Origin of the sequence: Ruoffia sp. FAM 26255 (assembly GCF_045528525.1) — a bacterium.
GTDB lineage: Bacteria > Bacillota > Bacilli > Lactobacillales > Aerococcaceae > Ruoffia > Ruoffia tabacinasalis.
In genome coordinates, this window is the sequence record NZ_JBGQQX010000004.1 from 42116 (window position 1) to 63382 (window position 21267).

19 protein-coding genes and 1 pseudogene are annotated in these 21267 nt (G+C 39.7%); 10 read left to right on the forward strand and 10 right to left on the reverse strand.

Annotated features, from left to right (window positions below; genetic code table 11):
* Positions 1–100: 100 nt before the first annotated feature.
* Complete coding sequence (locus ACEN31_RS01485) at positions 101–4813, reverse strand: DEAD/DEAH box helicase (RefSeq protein WP_407108398.1); 4713 nt, start codon at positions 4811–4813, stop codon at positions 101–103.
* 191 nt (positions 4814–5004) lie between these two features.
* On the opposite strand from ACEN31_RS01485, the gene ACEN31_RS01490 reads away from it, so the two are divergent.
* The 9 genes from ACEN31_RS01490 (at position 5005) to ACEN31_RS01530 (ending at position 12158) form a co-directional block, all read left to right on the forward strand.
* Complete coding sequence (locus ACEN31_RS01490; RefSeq protein ID WP_407108399.1) at positions 5005–5559, forward strand: JAB domain-containing protein; 555 nt, start codon at positions 5005–5007, stop codon at positions 5557–5559.
* Positions 5552–5857, forward strand: coding sequence for a hypothetical protein (locus ACEN31_RS01495; protein ID WP_407095131.1), 306 nt, complete (start codon positions 5552–5554; stop codon positions 5855–5857). Before ACEN31_RS01490 ends, ACEN31_RS01495 begins: the two co-directional genes overlap by 8 nt.
* Positions 5858–5952: 95 nt before the next feature.
* Positions 5953–6495: a DUF1643 domain-containing protein gene (locus ACEN31_RS01500; RefSeq protein WP_407095130.1), complete on the forward strand. Its 543-nt coding sequence runs from the start codon at positions 5953–5955 to the stop codon at positions 6493–6495.
* A gap of 44 nt (positions 6496–6539) precedes the next feature.
* Positions 6540–7757, forward strand: a complete 1218-nt coding sequence (locus ACEN31_RS01505; RefSeq protein ID WP_407101496.1) for a hypothetical protein — start codon at positions 6540–6542, stop codon at positions 7755–7757.
* A gap of 233 nt (positions 7758–7990) precedes the next feature.
* Positions 7991–8767: a hypothetical protein gene (locus ACEN31_RS01510; RefSeq protein ID WP_407095128.1), complete on the forward strand. Its 777-nt coding sequence runs from the start codon at positions 7991–7993 to the stop codon at positions 8765–8767.
* Positions 8767–10245: a DUF927 domain-containing protein gene (locus ACEN31_RS01515; protein WP_407101497.1), complete on the forward strand. Its 1479-nt coding sequence runs from the start codon at positions 8767–8769 to the stop codon at positions 10243–10245. The genes ACEN31_RS01510 and ACEN31_RS01515 overlap by 1 nt, the downstream gene beginning before the upstream one ends.
* Positions 10246–10257: 12 nt before the next feature.
* A complete protein-coding gene (locus ACEN31_RS01520) occupies positions 10258–10524 on the forward strand; it encodes a hypothetical protein (protein WP_407094595.1) in 267 nt (88 codons plus the stop codon).
* A 100-nt stretch (positions 10525–10624) separates the two neighbouring features.
* On the forward strand, positions 10625–12022 hold the full coding sequence (locus tag ACEN31_RS01525) for a recombinase family protein (protein ID WP_407094594.1): 1398 nt from the start codon (positions 10625–10627) through the stop codon (positions 12020–12022).
* Complete coding sequence (locus ACEN31_RS01530; RefSeq protein ID WP_168164936.1) at positions 12012–12158, forward strand: recombinase family protein; 147 nt, start codon at positions 12012–12014, stop codon at positions 12156–12158. Before ACEN31_RS01525 ends, ACEN31_RS01530 begins: the two co-directional genes overlap by 11 nt.
* On the opposite strand, the gene ACEN31_RS01535 is transcribed toward ACEN31_RS01530, so the two are convergent.
* The 9 genes and pseudogenes from ACEN31_RS01535 to rlmH all read right to left on the reverse strand — a co-directional run bounded on the left by ACEN31_RS01535 (position 12144) and on the right by rlmH (position 19796).
* Positions 12144–12758: an ATP-binding cassette domain-containing protein gene (locus ACEN31_RS01535; RefSeq protein ID WP_407094593.1), complete on the reverse strand. Its 615-nt coding sequence runs from the start codon at positions 12756–12758 to the stop codon at positions 12144–12146. The two genes, ACEN31_RS01530 and ACEN31_RS01535, sit on opposite strands and share 15 nt — an antisense overlap.
* Before the next feature lie 72 nt (positions 12759–12830).
* A complete protein-coding gene (locus ACEN31_RS01540) occupies positions 12831–13559 on the reverse strand; it encodes a DUF554 domain-containing protein (protein ID WP_407094592.1) in 729 nt (242 codons plus the stop codon).
* Between the two features lie 134 nt (positions 13560–13693).
* Positions 13694–14599, reverse strand: a complete 906-nt coding sequence (locus ACEN31_RS01545; protein WP_071408066.1) for a metal ABC transporter permease — start codon at positions 14597–14599, stop codon at positions 13694–13696.
* Positions 14596–15522 (reverse strand): metal ABC transporter permease, encoded by a 927-nt coding sequence (locus ACEN31_RS01550; protein WP_071408071.1) that lies wholly within the window; start codon positions 15520–15522, stop codon positions 14596–14598. The genes ACEN31_RS01545 and ACEN31_RS01550 overlap by 4 nt, the downstream gene beginning before the upstream one ends.
* 5 nt (positions 15523–15527) lie before the next feature.
* Positions 15528–16271: a metal ABC transporter ATP-binding protein gene (locus ACEN31_RS01555; protein ID WP_407094591.1), complete on the reverse strand. Its 744-nt coding sequence runs from the start codon at positions 16269–16271 to the stop codon at positions 15528–15530.
* A gap of 163 nt (positions 16272–16434) precedes the next feature.
* Entirely contained in the window at positions 16435–17382 is a 948-nt protein-coding gene (locus ACEN31_RS01560; RefSeq protein WP_071408064.1) for a metal ABC transporter solute-binding protein, Zn/Mn family, read from the reverse strand.
* A gap of 222 nt (positions 17383–17604) precedes the next feature.
* A complete protein-coding gene (locus tag ACEN31_RS01565; RefSeq protein WP_071408063.1) occupies positions 17605–18102 on the reverse strand; it encodes a dihydrofolate reductase in 498 nt (165 codons plus the stop codon).
* A 14-nt stretch (positions 18103–18116) separates the two neighbouring features.
* Positions 18117–18895: pseudogene (locus tag ACEN31_RS01570) on the reverse strand (thymidylate synthase); the annotation flags it as partial.
* A 421-nt stretch (positions 18896–19316) separates the two neighbouring features.
* A complete protein-coding gene (rlmH, locus tag ACEN31_RS01575; protein WP_407089126.1) occupies positions 19317–19796 on the reverse strand; it encodes a 23S rRNA (pseudouridine(1915)-N(3))-methyltransferase RlmH in 480 nt (159 codons plus the stop codon).
* A gap of 94 nt (positions 19797–19890) precedes the next feature.
* On the opposite strand from rlmH, the gene ACEN31_RS01580 reads away from it, so the two are divergent.
* The gene (locus ACEN31_RS01580) at positions 19891–21267 is read left to right on the forward strand and encodes a TrkH family potassium uptake protein (RefSeq protein WP_407108400.1); all 1377 of its coding nucleotides are present in this window, start codon (positions 19891–19893) and stop codon (positions 21265–21267) included.

Genomic DNA, 21267 nt, shown 5'->3' on the forward strand with positions numbered 1-21267 from the left:
TGAAGTCGAGAACTCATAGTTTTTACAGAACTGATTGTGAATTAAACTTACCCCATATCCCGATAATAAGGATATGGGGTATTTAACTTTGTTTAACATTTTATTCTTCTATTATCTCTAGTGGTGGTAGACTATTAACTAAATCGACCGTTTGCACAGAGACATTGATGATTGATAACAATAGATTAAAAATGTATTTTGGATCTTCAGAGTAATCATTTGGATCGTCAATTATACCAGATTTTTTGTCGGTCTTTACTCGATATTGATCTATAATCCATTCGATTGCTGAACGACCATTAAGTTTATATTGATAAGCCTCATCAGGAATATTTTTGATTGTAATATCCTTATTAAATTTCAAAGCAGTTTTATCTTTTCTGTTACAAAACTTAATTTTGTTTACAATATAACTTGGTCTATCGTTACTAAAATCAATATCTACTTCTTTATATGGTTCGATGTTTTCATAATTAATATGTAAATCAGCTAGTTTTTTTCCTACCTCAACAAAAAGAGATTTGTTTTTTACTAAAGGTATTCTTGGTAACTCTTTCGCTAAGTCATTCTTAAATTTACTTCGATAATCATTACTGTGCAAAACACCATAGATATAATAATACAAATCAAGATTATCTAACCCAAAATGTTTTTGAGAGGTTTCGCTTGAGTTATCTTTACTAAATTCGATTAACATACCATCATTATATTGATTATTGTATAGAAAGAAACCTTGTGCACCTGCCTCTAGTAAATTTAAATCTGTAATAGTATTAGTCATTAAAGTGTGGAAAGGATTTTTACTACCCTTTCCTGGAACAGATATTAGCAGATTTCTTTCCCCATAATAATCTTTAAATTTTCTTGGCCTTTCAACAACATTTGAATCATAATATACCCACTTCTTAGTAAATGGTCTATACATTTCAAGAACTAAATGTCCTCGATTATAATGGATAACAGTATCATTCTTAAATTTTGTACGTAAACTACTGCTCCATTTAATAAAACTATCGTCAGTATTAATGTGATTTAATTTTTTGTCTTTAGTATATTTTTTTAGCCTTTTTCTTTCCCTATTATAGTTATCTATTAATAATTGAGAATTAATTAAAGTCTGATCTTTACTAAATCCTGTAATCCAAGCATCTCTATTTGTACTTATCCCTAAACTTTGATTGTAAAATATACTATTACTAAAACCACTTTCCATAGGTAAAAGTTTTTGATAAATTTCATTACGTTGATTAATCCAATCATTATTATCATCTGGTTGGATAATATTAAACCCTATATTTTTTATGGTATTAAAATTTTCTACTAACTCTAGCTTTCCTTCCATTGATAAATAATCATCTACTTCATAATAAAAAATTTGATGATTACTAGAATTATCCTTTATAAAAAATGTTATTGCAATTGGTGCGCGACTTCCCGAGCCAAAAATCTTTCCTCCCTCTTTTCTAGATTTTTCACCCGAAGTTCTTTGATCTCCTCGTAAATTCAATATGTAAATATAATTAAATTCTTCTAGGAGGCACTTGCGCATTCCAGCAGTCGAAGAAGTTGTAATAAACGATGCATTTGTAACAAAACCAATTATTCCTTTACTTCCAATTCTATCTGATGACCACCTTATCGCTCTAATGTAAGAATCATACAGAGTATTTTTATTAGTTACATTGGAATATTTAACATAGGTATTTTTTAATCTTTCATCTAATTTTGGATATTTCTGATTTTGATTTTCATCATTATCACTTAACTGTCTTGCTGAGTACGGTGGATTTCCAATTATTACAGTAATTGGTGATTCTTTTTGACGTTGTAAACGTTCATTATTATCTCCAAATAAATCTTCATCTAGTACAGACTCTTGTTCTGTAGTATCAAAAGTATCAGTCAACACTATCCCTTCAAATGGATGATATTCATCAGCACCAAAAACTTCTTTGAAAGTTTCCTCAATATTTATTGCAGCTATATAGTAGCTAAGTAGTACTATTTCATTGGCAAAAATTTCATTCGTATATTTATAGAGTAAATCTTCTTTATTGATTAACCCTGATTGCAGGAGACGAGTGATAAAGGTTCCTGTTCCTGTGAAAGGATCAAGTACATTCACATTTCTATCAGATAAAGATTTACCTAGATGTTTTTGTAAAGCATCTTCTACAGAATGGATGATGAAATCGACCACTTCTACTGGTGTAAACACGATTCCTAACCGATCAGTTGTATTTGGAAAACCTACTTTAAAGAACTTCTCATACAATTGAACGATGATGGTTTGCTTAGCTTCTAGATTATCAATGCCTTCTGCCCTTATTCTGACACTCTCGTAAAAGCCTTCTAACTGTTCTTGCTCTTTATTCAAGCCTATTATTACTAATTCATCAATCATTAAATCCATGGCTTGAGAAATGGGATTATTTAAAGCAAATGATTCTTCTTCAAACAATGCATCGAAAACTGGTTTGGTTATCATGTGTTGTGCTAACATTTCAACCGCTTCATCCACTGAGATTGAGTCATTGATATTGTGTCGTAATCCTTTCAAGAACTTCTCAAACGCTCTTGCGGTAGCAGGTTCACTTTCTAACATGGCATGTATCCGAGTGATATGTTGCTGTGCTATCTCAGTTACATCTTTGGACCATGTTTCCCAGTAACGAGTGTTACCGACTTTATCAACGATTTTTCCATAGATTGCATGCTCTAACTCAGACCACTCTTCTTCCGAAAGATTAAGTGTTAGTTGTTCAGTCTTTGTGTCTACAACGTATTCACCATCATCCTCATTAACTTCTGGAGCTCCATCATTTACACCGATCACTTCGATTTGACTTGGTTTTTTCTTATTTAACTCCAACTTGTTTATCGTTGCGTCAAATCGTTCATCAATGGAACGTAGAGCGTTCAAGACATCCCATACTATCTTATATTTTTCATTATTATCTAACACTTGATTAGCTGAAACACCACTTGGTACTCCAATAGGTAGGATAACGTAACCATATTCTTTACCTGGATATTTCCGCATCACACGACCTACTGCCTGCGCAATGTCAATCTTTGACTTTCTCGGGTTTAAAAACATTACAGCATCTAAGTCCGGAACATCTACCCCCTCAGTTAAGAATCGAGCATTGGAAAGGATTCGACATGTTCTATCAGGCACGTGTGACTTAAGCCAATTTATTTTTTGATTCTTTTGTAACGCGTTCATTGAACCATCTGCATGATCGATTTCCACTTGAAAAGCGTCGGCATTATCTTGATCGATGTATTCATCCACAACGGTTTGCCACATATTAGTAATGAGTTTTGAATTAGCAATTGTATTGGTAAATGCAATGGCCCGTTTCATGGGTTGCCCTGATAACACATTGGAATTATCTTTACGTTTTAATAGACCATTCCAACAGCCAATAATCTTTGTAACATCATCAAACTCTAATTCATTATTCTTACTTGCAAACACTCGTTGCATCTCTTTTTGTACCATGGATTCATTCACAGCAAGTACCATGACTTTATAATCTGTCAAGATACCTGTATGAACTGCTTTTCCGAATCCGAGACGATAAAACTCTGGTCCATAGGTAGCCTTATCATCCATATCTGCGATGACTACTGACATTTCGTCCGCTTTAGTTTTTGCATTATCTCCGAAGACACGAGGTGTAGCGGTTTGGTATAAACGTCTTTCACTCTTTACTAGATTATTGTCATGAACTTTAACAAATGCACTACCATCCTCACCTAACTTTGTTGCACCAGTTGTACGGTGCGCCTCATCAGCAATGATTAAGTCGAACTCATAAAAACCTGACTTTTGAGCTTGTGCAATCACATCTATTGATTGATACGTTGAAAAAATTACGAGGAACTTATTATCAATATTTTTTTCTTCAATGTCATCTTTGTATTCCATCAATTTTTCAGCATTAGTGGTTGCTGGGTAACCAATGTCGGCTACACTTATATCAAACTCAGTACTTTCACTTTCTTTACGCGTTACACTTCTATCAGAACAGACCGCAATGGTATTCATATCATTGGCGTAAATACTATCGCCTGTCCATCCTCGTAAAGATTGAGAAAGAAGTTGAATACTGGGAACTAAGTACAGGACCCTAAACTGCCCTACTTTTTCTTTAGCTAGTTGTTCAGCAATTTGGAGCGAGGTATATGTCTTACCTGTCCCGGGAGCCATAATCAACTTACCGCGATTGTGTTCTTTAAACCCTTCTAGGACTGCTTCGAGCGCTTCCACTTGATGCGGTCTAGGTGTTTTTGCAGGTTTTAAAGGTACTGCTACCTCTGTTTTACTTGGTGAGTATTGTGACCAGTCGATATGACTATTCAGTAAATCTTCAAAGCCGATACGAGCAATTTTCTTATCGCGATCTTTTAAAGCACTCTCGGCATTAGAGGACCATCTTGGTGAAGACGCAACAATGATACCACTTGAAAAGTACCTCTTACCTATTTCGTTGAGGAACGAATCAATGTGCCCTTTTTGAATGATTGTAGATGGGGCATAGTATTTACATTGAATGGCTACTAAGTCTCCCGTAATTCGTTCTTTTGCTACTAGGTCCACACCCACATCAATTTTAGGTATACCGTATTCATTAGGAACATCCTTCAAAAGCCAAACGTCACTGAAACGTTGCTTGTACATTGGTTCATTCTTGAAGTAAACCAATGAAACATTTTCAAACATGGTTCCTCGGTCTCTTTGGATACCGTCTTTCTTATCTATTTCTTCTAACAGTTCTTCCAAAGATGATAATTTTGTTTTCATAGTTGATTACGCTCCTTGACTTCATTCAATATGATGATAAATCGTTACCTTTTCTATAGCCCACAGAGTGTTCTAGTATCATCTATTGTATTAAGCTTATTATAACATATCGAGTAAATGAGAATAATTACTTTCCTGTATCTAAAGACAATTTGATTATATATTATTATCTTGAATGTCTGGTTCTAAGTATGGCAATCATTCATTTACAAGACGTTAAACACCCCCATCGATGCCAATCGATGGGGGTTCTTTGTCTTTATTTTATATTAGGAGGAAATTTTATGGAAACTGTATCATTTGTAAAGTTGAAGCAAATTGTTGTTGCTGAGCCCGAATTTGAAGGGCTGACCTTGGACTCTACTGGGACCGTAGCGAACTTTGCCCGCGATTACATCGGGAGTAATGACCGTGAAACCTTGATTGTTGTCGGGGTCAACACAAAGTCTGCGATTAACTTTATTTCTACCGTATCGGTGGGGTCGCTTAACTCAACCATTGCGACACCCAGAGAAATTTTTAAACATGCCATTCTGTCAAACTGCGCTCGCCTTTTTATCGCTCATAATCACCCGTCTTATGATACCACCCCGTCTAAATCTGATTTTGATTTCACTCGACGGATTCAACAAGCAGGTGTGTTGCTCGGGATTGAACTGGTGGACCATCTCATCGTAACACCGACCGACTATTTCTCCTTCCTAGGTGAAGGGTTCTTAGACAATGGAGGGATTATCTATGAGTAAGGAAGCACTTGCCCTTGAATGGATCAGCGAATACTTAGGTCGTCCTATTAGCCTAGATGACGTTGGCTATGAGTCCTATGTGTTCGAGGGAGATGAGTTAGATGCGTCGCTCATCCCTCCTAATTATGTTTCTTATTTTAAACCGGATCAACAAGTCCTGACGTGTCTGTATGCTTATGGTGATACGATGGTTTACTTGCTACAGCCCCTTGGGAGTGAGTTACCAGCCATGACACTAATGGGCTTACTCGATGATTATGAGCTCATTCGCTATCGATTACTAAATGGAGGTGTTTAAGATGCAGACAACTATCATAATACTAGAAGTCATCGTCCTTATCGCCTCTACAGTCGCAAAAGAACTTGAACGAAGAAATGGAGGTGGCAAGTAAGATGGTAAAAGAGTTAAGTAAAGAGATTGTCACCAAAGTGATTGAAGAAGATTCAGGTGCTCACCGCTATGTGTTAGAGCGTATTTGGGATGACAAACAGCAGATTGTGACAGTCATTACGCTCTACCCCTCTAGCTCTGAACTGGTCATCACCGATACCACTACCATGTTAGTTACCAACAATGTCTATAAATTAGGGTTTGGGGGCTTCTTATCGGTGAACCTGTATTCGAAGATTCATTTCCCCGATTCCCCGACGAAAAAAGACAGAGCCCGTAACTACAAGACGGCTACCAACAAGACCAATGACGAGTACATTCTCGAAAGCTGTAAGAAAGCCGACGAAATTATTATTGCGGTCGGTTCTCTACCCTCTAAGAACAAACTAGTTGCACAGCGACTGCAATCAATCTTAACGACACTCAAAGAGGAAGGATTGCTCGATAAGACAAAGTCACTCATCGATCAGGAGAAACAAGTATTATGCCATCCCTTAGCTCCTAAAGCAAGAAACAGTTGGACATTAAAAAATAGTCCCATATAATTAAGACAATAAGAGTCATGGTTAGATAAATTACATCATAGGGAGTGAAAGAAACAATGCAGTTAAGGACTTTTAGAGAAAAAATACTTTATATAAGCTCAAAAACACGAAGAAAAGATGTGGGTCAAATTGGGTACGGTAAATTTGATTCTCTCCGTACAGTAGGAATGTTTCTCCAAGAAAAACAAGGTCTTAGTTCCCAAGACCGTACTTATGGAGATAAACATGGCAATCAAATTACCATGCTTACTATAAAATACTTAATTGCGATTTATATGTTTAGTTTGAAAAAAAATCCTATTCTGTTTGCTGAGGAGTTAGGGGAATTAAAAAAGTTTGAGTTGTTTTCTACAATACATCTTGAGAAAAACACGGACGAAGAAGTGCAGAAATTCGAAGAGTTCCAATATATGAATAAATTACAGGAAGTATTACAGATGAAACAATCGGAATTGCTAAAAAAAATTCCTAAAAACACCTTTTATTCACAGGAAATTAACTCTCCTGTCCTCCTCTATCTTCTCTACTTTCTGGTAAGTTATGGAAGTAGTGATACATTGCTTAAAGATTTTGATAAGATCGCGTCAAAATTTGAAGAGACAATGTATAACAAATCAAGGTTCATCTTCCAAACAAGTGTTGAATTGTACCGCGATGATATGTTATTGACGATGTTACTTGAGCCTTTAGCTCACAAATTAAACCCTATTAGGTTAGTTGAAATTTACAATAACCATCTCGATTACTATAACGGCCTCTTGGAAACAGATGCAAAGTATCTTAGCGCATCTGTTTCCGGTTATGATTCCATTGGAACTAACAGCAAGGTACGTAATAACCTCTCAGATAAAGTTAAATTATTTCCAGATGAAGAGGCCTATCATGATGTAGCATTGCCTGAGGAAATTCTTAACCTAGATGAAAAAAGCAAGAAGAAAATATTGAGGGTTATCATAGACTTATTCAATTTAGAATCCTCTTATGAATCGCTATTAGAAGCTATCGAAATGGATTATCCGGATGACATTTCTTTGCTGAAACCTTTGTATAAAAATTTAGAGGATAGAGATCCCGAAATAAAAACCTTTGATTTTAACTTTACTAACCTGATCACCTTTCGCCTCATACAGGAAGCTTGCTCCCTATCCCTAAAAACTCATCTTGTATTTAATCAACGTATCATAGATATACTACATTCTCTTGAAAATTCCCTACCTGATAATAGTCACCCCTTCGCCTATCTTACCAGAAAAACCGACTAGAACAGGCTAATCTTCCTTCAAAGGCATTCTACTCTTTAAAAAGTAGGATGCTTTTTTGTTGTGGTTATTGACGGTAGAAATCCGGACTAAACTCCCATTTTTTTTGATTTCTTGAGTCCGAGAGAAATCATCTAGGTTATCTTACTATGTATGTAGCGTAGTAAGTTACTACGTATCCATCATCGGCCGATGGGGAGTGGCAATAATGACAAATACAGAAAGAAGGAATTATGATGACTGAAAATAATGGAGTATATGGCAATGATCTAGAACTCAATGAAATGATGGAATTGCGAAATTATCCGAATAAAATGGAGTTTAACGCTAGAATCACAGGGATGCAGTTTACTAATGAAAACACCTACTTCCATTTAGAACTAACGGAACCCGCAGTAGGGATGAAGCACGATGAGGTATTTACACTCGGTAAGAGTTATTTATTAAAAGAATCTAATGAAACTAATGAATGGAGTAAGCCACTAGAAGATGCACTTTTCGCGTTTGGTTCTGAATTAATCAATCCTCTTGACGAATTTGATACTGACTTAATCTACCAAAGATTAGTGGGTGATATTTTTAATTTTGAATTTGTCAGAACAGATTCTAAGGCAGATTGGGAATTGGTAGAAATGACGAAGGTGAACGAGAGCTTTAATGGTAACGATTTAATTTCATTTCAAGGCAATATCGTTAGTGTGTCACATACCAATAATTCTATTGAAGTCGTATTTAAGTTGGCTATAAGTTCCAAGATGCATTTCCATGCTGGAAGTTTGCATCAAATTTATCACTACCACCTTTATAATGACGAGCAAAAAGAATTGTTTGAAAATACATTTGACGAGTTTGTAACATTTGACCCTCGAACTAATAAGTTCAATTTTGAAAATAGCCAATTAATAGTCATTTACCCACCTAAAAAAATAATTGAATCAGAAGAGTTTATTCGCTTCGATGCACAGGCAGTGAGACCTTTCATGGTACTACCCATGCCAAAGGAGGTGGTGTAATGAGAAACGAAACAGGTGATTTTCAAATCGGGTCCTTCACCTACAGCGTAGAGAACGGGATTACTGAAGGGGACACAGTCTGTTCGCTATACGCTAGGGTATCAAGTGTCTTCATTGACCATACTACTATGGAGCAGACATACCAACTTGAATTCAAGCATGCTGTGTTAAATGAAATTTACAAGATTAAGGTGGAGTACTCAGAATTATTGACGAGTGGTATTAGTTCCTTAATGCGACTAGGGCTGGACGTTACCAACAGCAATAAGCAGTCGCTTAGTAATGCTTTGCTTGCGAGTATTCCCTATGCAGAGGTCGTATTCGTTGTCACTTCATATGGTTTTAGCAAATTCAAAGGTATGCAGATATTTATTACTGATAAGGTCCTATCCAAAGAGCCTATCAAAGAGCTACTTGTCGTCCAGAACAACAAGTATGACTTGGTTCCAAAAGGCAGTCTGGTTGATTGGCTTCAGATGTATGAAGATTATGTAAAGGGCTATCCTCCATTAGAACTGGCGGTAGTCTTGGGACTGAGTGGACCAATTATTTGTCACTTGAATCAAAGCTACCCAGATCTTAAAACGCTTTTAGTCAATTTCTCAGGTGATAGTTCAAAAGGCAAGACTACAGCGCTCTCGTTAGCTGTGTCGGTGGCTGGTGAACCGAATAAAGGCCACCAGTCACTGCTTCGCTCTTGGAATGGGACGAGCAATGCCAATCTCGGATTATTAGAAGGGGTTTATGGTATTCCGATTGCCTTTGATGAACTTAGTGCCAATTCCACCAGAAACCTAGATAGCTTGTTATATACATTGACTGAAGGTGTCGGTAGGTCGAGAGCTAGAAGTGATGGAAGACTTAGAGAGGTAAGTACATGGTCAACAACTATCCTTAGCTCAGGCGAACTGGATATCTTTAACCGCTTATCCGAAAACACCGGTTTAAAAATGCGTGTCTTCAATTTTAGGGATATCCCTTGGACCGAGTCAGCTGACCAAAGTGAAGCAATTAAAGCTTGTATTACAGCCAATCATGGTTGGCTCCTCTCCGCTTTTATAGAGTACTTATTTACTGAAGATGCTGACATTGAGCACTATTTTGAAGAAGCCATTGAAGTACTTAGAGATGATTCTAATTTAACGATAACGAGTGAGCGAGTGTTTAAAAAATTGGCTGTCATTACAGCAACTGCTAATCTACTCAATGATACTGAGATTCTAGAGGTTGATGTTAAAGCCATTTATGACTTGGTAGTCTCCCAGGAAAATGAAGCGAACCAAACAAGAGACATTGCTAAACAAGCGCATGAAAGGCTGATGCAGTATCTTCTCGCAAACCAAAGTCTGATTTCTTCAGGAAGTCGTTCAAAGATTGGGTACATTGAGGGACAAACCGTTTGTATCTACCGCGATCAATTAACCAAGATACTCAAAGAACTGGGTTTTGAAGACGCACGAATCGTCCGAAAAAAATAGCTAGAATCAAATGTGATTGTTCCTTCCGAATCAGACCGGGTAACGACTCGGAAAGTAATTGAGAGTCAAAAGCATATTAGCTATCGTATCTCAATTCCTGATGCGTATGCGGAAGAAGGCTTGAGGGACGTCAGACCGGTAGGAACATCTACCTACTCTCTCCCTTCTCATCCACGACTACAAAGTACGCTTGTTGGTGAACTACATTCAAATGAAGAGAATCCGACCATTGAGACGTCTGAAGGATTCGACCTTGATGACAGCGACATAGACTTTTAAGGAGATGAAAAAATGGCTACTTCAGAAACTAATTTAAAAATTCAAGTCTTCCTCGAACTACTGGTACAAGTTTTGATTCAACTGGAAAGTGTGAGTGACGATGACTAAAACTGCTGTGATTTATACCCGTCAATCTACACCCAAGCAACAATCCATTCCAGCGCAGATTAAAGCGCTGGAGGATTATGCGAGTCAACATAACACTCAAGTCCTTGCGATTTTTCAAGATGCTATGAGTGGGAAAGATACGAACCGAGAAGACTTTAACGCGATGGTTGAATATATTTCTACTCACGATGTCGATGTCCTATTAGTTTGGCGATATGACCGAATCGCTCGTAACTTAAAGGACCTTGAAAGCTTCCTAATGCTCTGTTCAGATCTAAACGTTAGCGTCATAAGTATCAACGAAAAGTTGGGTCATAACCGTGCCCAAGATGTATTTATGTTACAAATGCTCGGGGCTGTGGGTCAGTATCAGCGAGAAATCATTAAAGAGAATCAGCAAATTGCGTATCAACAAAAGTATGACGAAGGCAAAATTTTGAGTGGGACTGTGTCTTATGGCTATCGTTTAATCAATGACACTCTAGAGGTAAAGGAGAACGAGGCAGCCGTTGTTCGCTTAATCTTCTACCTATACACCCAGAAAGAGCTGGGCTATAAGGCGATTTCGGAACACTTGAATGCGTCTGGTAATCTTAACCGCGATGGCAAATGGTGGCACGCCGTTCGTATTAAATCGATATTGGACAACCCCTTCTATACTGGAGCCATCCAAAGTAAATATGGCGATGCGAATTCTCACCAGCTTCCTTTGATTCAAAAAGAGCGTTTTGAACAAGCCCAAGCCATCCAGTTAAGTCGAAACACTCTCAAACAGCTCGTGACCAGACGTTATGTTTTACAAGGGAAGATAAAATGTCCTCACTGTCACACTGTCTGTACGCCAACTCATACCCTGAACGGTCAGCGGGATTATTATTACTATTCATGTTCTCTCTATACTTCTGGAGGGAAGCGACACTGTCCTGGTATGATACTCAATGCTTTAGAGGTTGAAGACTTCATTAGTTCCAAACTTCATCAATTTATTCAATCTGATTTCGTGGCAGGCCAACTGAAGTCACACATCACTCGAACCAACTACGATATCGATCGAACCAATCAGCAGAAGCAAAATAAGTTAAAACAAAGACAGAGACAAATTATGGATGCCTACGAAAAGGAGCTCCTTGATGACGACCAACTTTCTGATAAGTTGGTCGCATTGAACGGGCGAAAAGCAAAGCTTAAGTTAAAACCCAGGATACCTGAATCCATCACTAATCTAATTGACCGCAACTTACTCATCGACAACAACCCAACCCTTCCACAATACACCCTGTACCAGAGTATCATTGAGAGGATTGCAGTCGATGAAGAAAAGAACGTCATCGCGATTTATTTAACCGGGTTCAGAGAAAATATTTTAGAGGAGGAAGACGATGTTTCATAAAGATAAAATGCGGGCAGTCTATTATACCCGTGTAAGCACGGCAGAACAGGCCCTCTCGGGTTATAGTCTTGGTGCCCAACAACAAATCATCTCGGAGTACTGTGCCAAAAAAGGCTATGAGTTAGTAGGTGGCTAAATAACGTTCCAGCCATTGGATAGAGGCGATATCCAGGTGGTTGGTTGGCTCATCCAAGATCAGTAAGTCCGGCGCTTCAGTCAACACTTGGGCAATACCTGCACGTTTTTGTTGACCTCCGGACGTTTCACCAATTTTTTGGGACAGATTTTTTAATCCCAAACGGGTCAGGATGGACTTGGCGCGGGTTTCTAAATCCCAGCCATTTTGTTCCGTCATCTTTTCGGACAAGCGCAAGAAGGATTCTTGCAAGGACACGTTCTCAGGATCTTTCTCTAACTGAAGTCGCAGGTCTTCATAATCATGAACCAAGCGGACCAAAGGCGAAGAACTGTCATAAATAGTTTCCAAAACTGTTTTATCTGGGTCCAGGTCCGGGTTTTGATCCAAATAGCCAATGCGATAGTTCTGAGGTGCCATCATCTTGCCATCATCGGAGGTTTCCAATCCTGCAATGGTCTTCAAAAAGGAACTTTTCCCTGTGCCGTTGGGTCCAATAAGACCAATCCGGTCACCGGTGCGTAGGGAAAGATCAATACCATCTAATAAGGTCTTGGTACCATAGGTCTTGTGTAAGTTTTCAATGGTTAATTCTTTCATGGAGAAGCCTCCTTTGTAATGAAATTATTATAACATATCCTGGATCTAACAAAGCTTGAAGGAATGATTCTTCTAGAAGAACTGCGCCAGATAGGTGATCCATAGATAACTAATGGGTAGCGAGACCGCCATGGCTGGAATCATGTTGGTGACTGGTAAACGTTTTAACTCCAAAATATTGAGTGCAGAAGCTAGAATCAAGACCCCACCCACTGCCTTGAAATCCGCAATTATGGCGGGTGTCGTATAGGCCAAAATTATTTCACCGGCATAGAACAAGGATAAGAAAACAATCGCCTGTGGCACCGCAATAAAGGAAACTACGGGCCCTAAGCTAGCGGAAAAAATCATGGCAGTAAAGAAATCCAAGAGGGTCTTGGTGATTAACAACCCATGATCACCGGTCATTCCTGATTCCAAAGATCCGTAGATCCCTGTCCCACTGGCACAAAAAAGCACAATGATGGTCGTCAATTGGAAAAAGTAAGTCTTTGAACCTAAACCGTGATTACCGATAGGAATCACTTTGGCCACCCATCGTTCCATATTGGCAGCCGCCTGATTAATTTTCTCATCAAAGCGCAAGCCCATTCCTACCAAAAGGCCGACAATCAGGCTCAATACAACTGCCGGCAAATTCTCGAGGGCGATCATATTCACAACTGCCATTAAGAAGGTACAAAGACCAAAAATCATGGTGAGCGATTCTTTGGCCTCTCGGCTCAGCCTCTTACCAACGCTTCCACCTAATAATCCTCCAACAAAGATTCCCAATGAATTCACAAGGACACCGATCGGCATAGATGACTCTCCTCTTTCTCTTTTCTCACATCGACCATGCGTTTATTTTATCATGAATCATTCTTGAGTGGTAAAAATTTACAAGAAAGAGCCTTCCCGGTGATGATGGGAAGGCTCTTAAACGTGCGTTTGTCTTATAAGTTTTTAATGCTTTCATTTAATGCGTGTTGACGTTTCCGGCGGTTAAACCAAGCACGCAAATGACCTTTGCGCGGTGAGAACAAGAATGCAATCATAGCAACGATTCCTGTCACAACCGCAATCACACCGGCGTAGGATAAATCCATTTTGTAAGCCAGATGCACACCGACAATGGCATTGAAGGCCGCAATGATTAAACTGAGAACAATCACATGACTCAACCGATCGGATAAAAGATAGGCTGTTAAAGCCGGGCCCACCATAAAACCAACGACCAAAATAGATCCGGCGGCTTCAAAAGCACCAACCGCGGTTAAACTTACCAGCGTCATGAGCCCATAATGAAGAAAGGTGGTCGGAATTCCCAAGGAATGGGCGTATTGAGGGTCGAAGCTCGAAACCTTTAATTCCTTGTAAAAATGAAGCACATAGCCAAGGTTCACTAAGAAAATCACCACGGCGATCCAGAAAGCGCGTGGTCCAATATCATGACCCGCAATGACCATCCGGTCAAAGACCGTGAATCCCAACTGTCCCATAAAAACCGAGTCAATGTCCAAGTGAACATCCCCAGCATAGCGGGTCAACAGAATAATGGCAATACTAAACAAGAAAGGGAACACAATTCCGATGGACGCATCCTGGTCTAAGAGCTGTGTACTTCTTAAAGCTTCAATAGCCAAGACAGTAATGACCCCCACGATCGTTGCACCCACCATGAGCAGTGGTGAAGAAAGATCTTTGGTGATAAAAAAACCTATGACGATTCCTAGAAGAACCGTATGGGTGATCGCGTCGGATACCATGGTTTTACCTTGCAAGACCAGAAAGTTTCCGATAATTGCACAGGAAAGAGCGACTGCAACGGCCACGAAGGTAATTTGAATTAAGAGGCTCATAAAGATTCTCCTTTCTCCTGGGCCAGACTTTCTTTTAATTGGCGTTGACGACGAAGAGAACGACGGCGTCTCGCAATTAATCCACGTTCAGGTGCAAAACACACACTGATAATTGTGAGACACGTGGCGACGATTACAATGGTGGCACCTGTAGGAATCTGTTTGCCTGTGGAGCTCAAGAAGGTTCCTAACAAACCAGATATTCCACCAAAGAGGCCCGATAAACCGACAACGACTGACATGCGGTTGGACCACTGGCGAGCCGCAATGGCTGGATTCACAAGCAAGGCCGAAATTAAAACAACTCCGACCGATTCAAGCCCCATTACGATGGCTACCACAATCAGTAGAGACAAAAGAAAGGCAAAAAATCGGTAGGGACCCGGCAAAGTTTGGGCAAAGTGAGCATCGAAGGTAATGATCTTGAACTCCTTCCAAAAAACAATGACCAGTGCAAGAATTATCATTCCAATGATGATCAAAACATTGACTTCTTGCTTGAGCATTCCACTGGCTTGTCCAAAGATAAAATTATGCAGACCCGCTTGAGCGGCATTGGGCGTCTTTTGAACAGACGTTAACAGCGCTGTTCCTAATCCAAAGAAAGTGGATAATACCAAAGCCAAGGCGCTGTCTTGTTTGACCACAGAATTTCTTTGAGAAATAAAATTGATCAACCAGGAAGCCAACCAACCAAAAATTGTAGCTCCCGCTAATAAGGCAAACATGTTCTTGCTACCTGTTAAAATAAAACCAATGACAATTCCCGGTAAAGACGCATGCCCCAAGGCATCTCCCAAAAGACTTTGCTTTCTTAAGGTCAGGAAAACTCCCAATACTCCACTGAAAACACCCAAAAGTGCAGTACCCGTCGCTACCACTTGGAAAGTATGGTTATTTAAAATGTTGGCAATTGAATCCACATCACTCACCCTTCCCCTAAGTTATGGTCTTGTCGATAAGTTTCTTCAATATTGGCAGCCGTGTAAAACTCCTTGACAGGTCCTGCAGCCACGACTTCACGGTTCAAAAAGACCACTTGATCAAAATAATCTTCAACCGTATCCAAATCATGATGAACCGCAATGACTGTTCGTCCCAGTTCTGCCTGCTGGCGCAAGAGATCCATCAAGATTTTCTCCGTCTTCATGTCTACACCAGCCAATGGTTCGTCCAAAATAATGATATCCGCGTCTTCACAAAGAGCTCGGGCTAAGAAAACACGCTGGCGCTGACCGCCTGAAAGTTGTGAAATTTGACGATCCGCAAAAGTACCCATTCCGACACGTTCCAAATTCATCTTGGCAATTTCTCGGTCTTCTTTACTCGGTCTTTGACCAAACTTTAAGTGCCCATATCTTCCCATCAAAACCGCATCCAAAGCAGAAGTGGGAAAGTCCCAGTCTACACTGGTTCTTTGAGGCACGTAAGCTAAGCGGCGTTTGACTTCCTCATAACGATAAGATTCACCGTCCAATTGATAAGTGACCTGGCCGGCGATTGGCTTCAAAAGGCCCAACATCCCATTAAGCAGTGTGGATTTACCTGCTCCATTGGGACCGACGATGGCGGTGCGTTGCCCTTTCAAAAACTTTACATCCACGTTCCATAAGACGGGATGCCCATCGTAAGCAACGGTTAATTGATCGACTGTAATCGCATTATTAGTCATTTTCGAACCTACTTTCTAATTGAATCAAAACAATTGATAGTCATTAATTTTACTCTGGCCTAAACTTTTTCCTGAATCGATTTTTAGACCTTGTCAGGGAGAATTTTTGCAATAAGAAAACGGCGACCCTGTGAGTCAGCCGTAAAATTCTTATATCAAAGAGTTATTTTAAAGCATTCACAATGGTTGAAATGTTTGTCACATAACCGTCGATGTAGTTACCTGCTTTTTCTTCGTCAGTACCTAGGGCGTCTGAGTATAGCTCTCCGCCGATTTCTAGATTTCCACCTTTTGCTTCGACTGCTTCGACCAACGCTTTAACGTTACGATCTGAAACAGAACTTTCGATGAAACATGCTTTGATCTTCTTGTCGATGACAAGGTCAGCAACTTTAGCGATGTCCCCTGTACCAGCTTCGGTTTGTGTATTCAGACCTTGGATACTTTCGACGTTGAAGCCGTAGTTTTTACCAAAGTATGAGAAAGCGTCGTGAGCAGTTACTAGGTAACGTGATTCTTCTGGAACTTCAGCAACTAAGTCAGCAATTTGCTTGTCTAGCTCGTCCAATTCCTTCACGTATGCATCCGCATTGGCTTGGTAGTCTTTGGCGTTGTCTGGATCCACTTCTGCTAACTTATCAGCAACTAATTGAGTGGCTTGTTGCCAGATTTGGATGTCGAACCAGATGTGTGGATCTAGGTCTAAATCTTTGTCTTCGTAGACATAGTCAAGAACTTGACCGTCTTTAAGAGCTTCTTCCAATGAGAAGATGTTAACATCATCGGATTCTGCCATCTTTTCGAAGATATCTGTGAACATGGCTTCTAAGTGCAGGCCATTGTATCCTACTAAATCCGCATTGTTAACAGCATCAATGTCTGAAGGGGTTGGTTCATAACCGTGTGGGTCAACCCCAGGTCCCATAAGACCGGTCACTTTTACGTGCTCCCCGCCGACAACTTCAAGCAAGTCCTTCATGTGTGTGGTCGTAACAACAACGTCTAATTTCTCAGCTTCCGCTTGTGCGGATGGCGTTGAAACAAATAGACCACCGATCATTAAAGCCAGCGCAGCAAGAACTACCAAGCTTCTCTTAAATAAATTATTCATATAACCTATCGTCTCCTTTTTTATGATAAATTTAGTCTAGCCTAAAATATAATTTCTGTCAACTTCACTTTGATCAATTTATAAAATAGCGACAAATTTTCCCAGCGTTTTCTCTTCTGACCAATGTTCGTTCAACTCCTTTATTTTGATTCTTAGATTAGAAAACAAAAGGAAAAAGCCCCACTCTGACTTTAGGGAAGAGCTTTTGAAATAAAGACTGGCTTATGGGGTGTCCTTGCGTACCCAATACTCATAGGCATAGTCGACAGGATCTTCGGGATTGGTTTCACCGGGAATGGACGTTTCCAAGATAAAAACTTCTGGATCAATGGGTGGCATAAAAGTATCGCACTCATAGGTATGTCGAATATTGGTGCGGATAATTTTATTCACATCGTCCCAAAATAAATTAAAAATTTCTGTTCCACCGATGACCATGAGGGCTTCTTGAGTGGCCATATCCAAGGCTTCTTGACGATCAGTAATCACAGTCAGGCCCTGAATGTCGGCACCATAATGAGGATCTCGAGACAAAACAATTGTTTTTCGTCCTGGAAGTAGGCGTTTGCCGAGAGATTCAAAAGTTTTGCGTCCCATCAATATGGTATGTCCCATAGTTGTGTCTCTAAAGAACTTTAAATCATTGGGTAGATTCCAAGGCAATTGATTGTTGACACCAATGCCTCCTTGTTGGTCTTGGGCGTATACAAAGATAATCACTGGCACTCTCCTTTTTAAACGGCGATGGGTGCACGAATTCCTGGGTGTGGGTCATAGCCTTCCACTCGGATGTCATCCACACTTAATTCATCCATGGGCGTGTCTGAATCGATAACAAGCGTCGGTAAATCTTTAGGGTCACGGCTGAGAAGAAGTTCGGCTTGTTCCATGTGATTGGTATATAAATGGACATCGCCAAAGGTGTGCACGAAATCTCCCACTTCCAAACCGGTTTCACGGGCAATCAGATGGGTCAATAAGGCATAGCTGGCGATATTGAAAGGAACCCCTAAGAACAAATCGGCGCTTCTTTGATACAATTGACAGCTTAATTTTCCATCTTGAACGTAGAACTGAAACAAAGTATGACATGGAGGTAAGGCCATATTGGGCACACCTTCCGGGTTCCAAGCCGAAACAATCAAACGCCTTGAATCTGGATTCTCTTTGATTTGCTCAATGACGTCGGCAATCTGATCCAAAGTCTCCCCTTGACGTGTTTGCCAAGCGCGCCACTGTTTGCCGTAGACATCTCCCAATTCACCATGTTTTTGAGAGAATTCCAGATCATTTAGAACCTTGTCTTGGAATTTTGACATTTCCTCGTCATAAACTTTTTTGAAAGCATCATCTTCTAAGACGCGCAGACCAAAATCAGTCATGTTCGGTCCCGTATAGTCGTCGCTGTCGACGTATCTTTCAAAGGCCCACTCGTACCAAATGTGATTGTTGTGTTCCAACAAAAATTGAATGTTGGTATCCCCCGTAAGAACCAGAGTAACTCACTCAAGACATTGGCCACGAGACAAACAGTTCCAAACAAGAGAACCTTCCAGACGGAGGGTTCTTTTCGCGTCGTCCGATTGAGATATGGGTATAACCATTCCCCGAAACCCCGACGGTTTCAGAGAGGAGACACATAAGACGACATAGGAGACTTCCCGATTTCCCGACGATTTTAGAAGGATAGGAGTTTGAGTGAGGACCTCATTTCCTCTTCGGCAAACACCCCAAAGCAGAGCTTACAGGTTTTCCTGTAAACTCTGCTTTATTTTTTGATTAGATAGATGATCAAGTTAGGTTTTCCTATCTATGGGCTCTTACTTACTTCAACTAAGGACTATCTAGTAATCCCCCGAAACCCCGATGATTTTAGAGGGTAGAGATGCATTGAGTAAGCACTCTCATCTACCAAACAGATGTAATTTTTATCATCATTTATGGTACGCATGCCCCTTCATTATCCGAAACGCTCGGTAGATTTGCTCTACCAACACTAATCGCATTAACTGATGAGGTAATGTTATACGGCCGAAGCTAATGGATAAGTCTGCCGATTGTTTTAAAGATTTGTGTAAGCCGAGAGATCCTCCAATTATAAAGGTTACTTTACTCTGCCCGTAAGTTGCATAGTCATCTAATTGGCTGGCAAGTTCTTCCGATGAGATAAGTTTTCCTTCAATCGCTAGGACGATGACTTTGCGACTTGGGTCTAATTTAGCTTTGATGCGGTCGGCTTCTTTGGCTAAGACAGCCTCTTCTTCGACGTCACTCATATTTTCTTTAGTTGGTTCGTCCGCGAGTTCGATGACTTTTACGTTAGCGTAAGCATCGAGTCTTTTTAAGTATTCGGCGATACCCATTTTTAAATATTTTTCTTTTAATTTTCCTACAACAATCACTTCGATATTCATTTCCTCACTCCTTTGTCTGAATTATCATAGCATTTATCAGATATATTTTGTATGGTATTTACATTGAATTAATTATGGAAAGGTGCGATTAGGTTTGGCCATTACGATTGGGAACCGAAAAATTTCGACTTCTCTTCAATTAACATTAAGTTTTGTGCTTGTGGCATTTATCGGAAGTTTGATTTTATCTCTTCCTATCTTTCACCAATCTTCAACCGATGTAGGTTATTTCGACCACTTATTAACAGCGATTTCGCTTGTTTGTGTATCAGGTATGGCGGCTTTACCCATTGCTGAGACGTATAATTTAGCTGGGCAAGTGATTGCTCTCTTACTTATCCAAGTCGGTGGACTAGGTGTGATTACGATCTTAAACGTTGGGATTTTCTATCTTAACCGACGCCTTTCATTGCAAGATCAGTATTTACTTCAACAATCTTTAAGTCGGGATACGAACAGTAACTTGATGGATTTTCTATTATCAATTTATAAATTTACGATTTCTGCTGAGTTTATTGGAGCTTTAATTATTATGTATGATTTTGTTCCTCGCTTTGGCTTTGCTAGAGGGGCTTTTAATGCTTTATTCTTATCCATCTCTTCTTTTAGTAATTCGGGTTTTCATAATTTATACACAGATAGTTTAGAAGGCTTTTACAACAATCCACTGATTCTATTAACTGTTTCGTTTTTAGTGATTTCTGGTGGGATTGGTTTTTCTGTTTGGTTTGAATTATCTGAACGTGTCGGCAAGTATATTAAAAGTCGTCCACGGTCATTGAGGCTCGCTTTTCAACATTTATCCGTTCATAGTCGGATTGTTTTGGTCTTTTCAAGCGCGATTATCGCTTTAGGGACAGTCTTGTTTCTAGCTGCTGAATGGTCGAATCCTAATTCGATAGGGGATATGTCTCCGGGCTTAAAGCTCTTGAATGCATTCTTTAATACTACAAATACGCGTACGGCTGGCTATACTTCGGTGAATTACTTTGAGTTAAATCCTTTTACAAAATTAAGTTCTATGGTGCAGACAATTATTGGTGGTGCACCGGGTGGGACAGCTGGCGGGATTAAGGTCACATCGTTTGCGATTTTGGTCTTATTATTTAAATCTGAGGTTCAAAGTTATAACCATGTCGTGGCTTTTAAACGAATTATTCCATCGCGTATAGTGAAGCAAGCAGTGATTATTGTTTTATTCTTTGTCATTTTATTATTTGTTGGGTATGGGGCGATTTTATTAACTCATCCTCATCTTGATTCTTTGGATATTTTATTTGAGACAGCAAATGCCCTAGGTTCAGCCGGAATTTCTTTTAATACGATTGATTATTTAAATCCTTTTGGGGTATCTATCATGGTTGTTCTGATGATAGCCGGGCGAGTTGGGCCTATTACCTTACTGTTAGGTATTTTACAAAGACGTAATCGTGAAATACATTACGCAGAGACGAATATTTTCCTTGGTTAA

What these genes read in the sequence shown, in the direction of transcription:
- ACEN31_RS01485 (WP_407108398.1), bottom strand. Translation starts at nt 4,813, where the DNA reads ATGAAAACAAAATTATCATCTTTGGAAGAACTGTTAGAAGAAATAGAT.
- ACEN31_RS01490 (WP_407108399.1), top strand. Translation starts at nt 5,005, where the DNA reads ATGGCAATCATTCATTTACAAGACGTTAAACACCCCCATCGATGCCAA.
- ACEN31_RS01495 (WP_407095131.1), top strand. Translation starts at nt 5,552, where the DNA reads ATGAGTAAGGAAGCACTTGCCCTTGAATGGATCAGCGAATACTTAGGT.
- ACEN31_RS01500 (WP_407095130.1), top strand. Translation starts at nt 5,953, where the DNA reads ATGGTAAAAGAGTTAAGTAAAGAGATTGTCACCAAAGTGATTGAAGAA.
- ACEN31_RS01510 (WP_407095128.1), top strand. Translation starts at nt 7,991, where the DNA reads ATGACTGAAAATAATGGAGTATATGGCAATGATCTAGAACTCAATGAA.
- ACEN31_RS01515 (WP_407101497.1), top strand. Translation starts at nt 8,767, where the DNA reads ATGAGAAACGAAACAGGTGATTTTCAAATCGGGTCCTTCACCTACAGC.
- ACEN31_RS01525 (WP_407094594.1), top strand. Translation starts at nt 10,625, where the DNA reads ATGACTAAAACTGCTGTGATTTATACCCGTCAATCTACACCCAAGCAA.
- ACEN31_RS01530 (WP_168164936.1), top strand. Translation starts at nt 12,012, where the DNA reads ATGTTTCATAAAGATAAAATGCGGGCAGTCTATTATACCCGTGTAAGC.
- ACEN31_RS01535 (WP_407094593.1), bottom strand. Translation starts at nt 12,758, where the DNA reads ATGAAAGAATTAACCATTGAAAACTTACACAAGACCTATGGTACCAAG.
- ACEN31_RS01540 (WP_407094592.1), bottom strand. Translation starts at nt 13,559, where the DNA reads ATGCCGATCGGTGTCCTTGTGAATTCATTGGGAATCTTTGTTGGAGGA.
- ACEN31_RS01545 (WP_071408066.1), bottom strand. Translation starts at nt 14,599, where the DNA reads ATGAGCCTCTTAATTCAAATTACCTTCGTGGCCGTTGCAGTCGCTCTT.
- ACEN31_RS01555 (WP_407094591.1), bottom strand. Translation starts at nt 16,271, where the DNA reads ATGACTAATAATGCGATTACAGTCGATCAATTAACCGTTGCTTACGAT.
- ACEN31_RS01560 (WP_071408064.1), bottom strand. Translation starts at nt 17,382, where the DNA reads ATGAATAATTTATTTAAGAGAAGCTTGGTAGTTCTTGCTGCGCTGGCT.
- rlmH (WP_407089126.1), bottom strand. Translation starts at nt 19,796, where the DNA reads ATGAATATCGAAGTGATTGTTGTAGGAAAATTAAAAGAAAAATATTTA.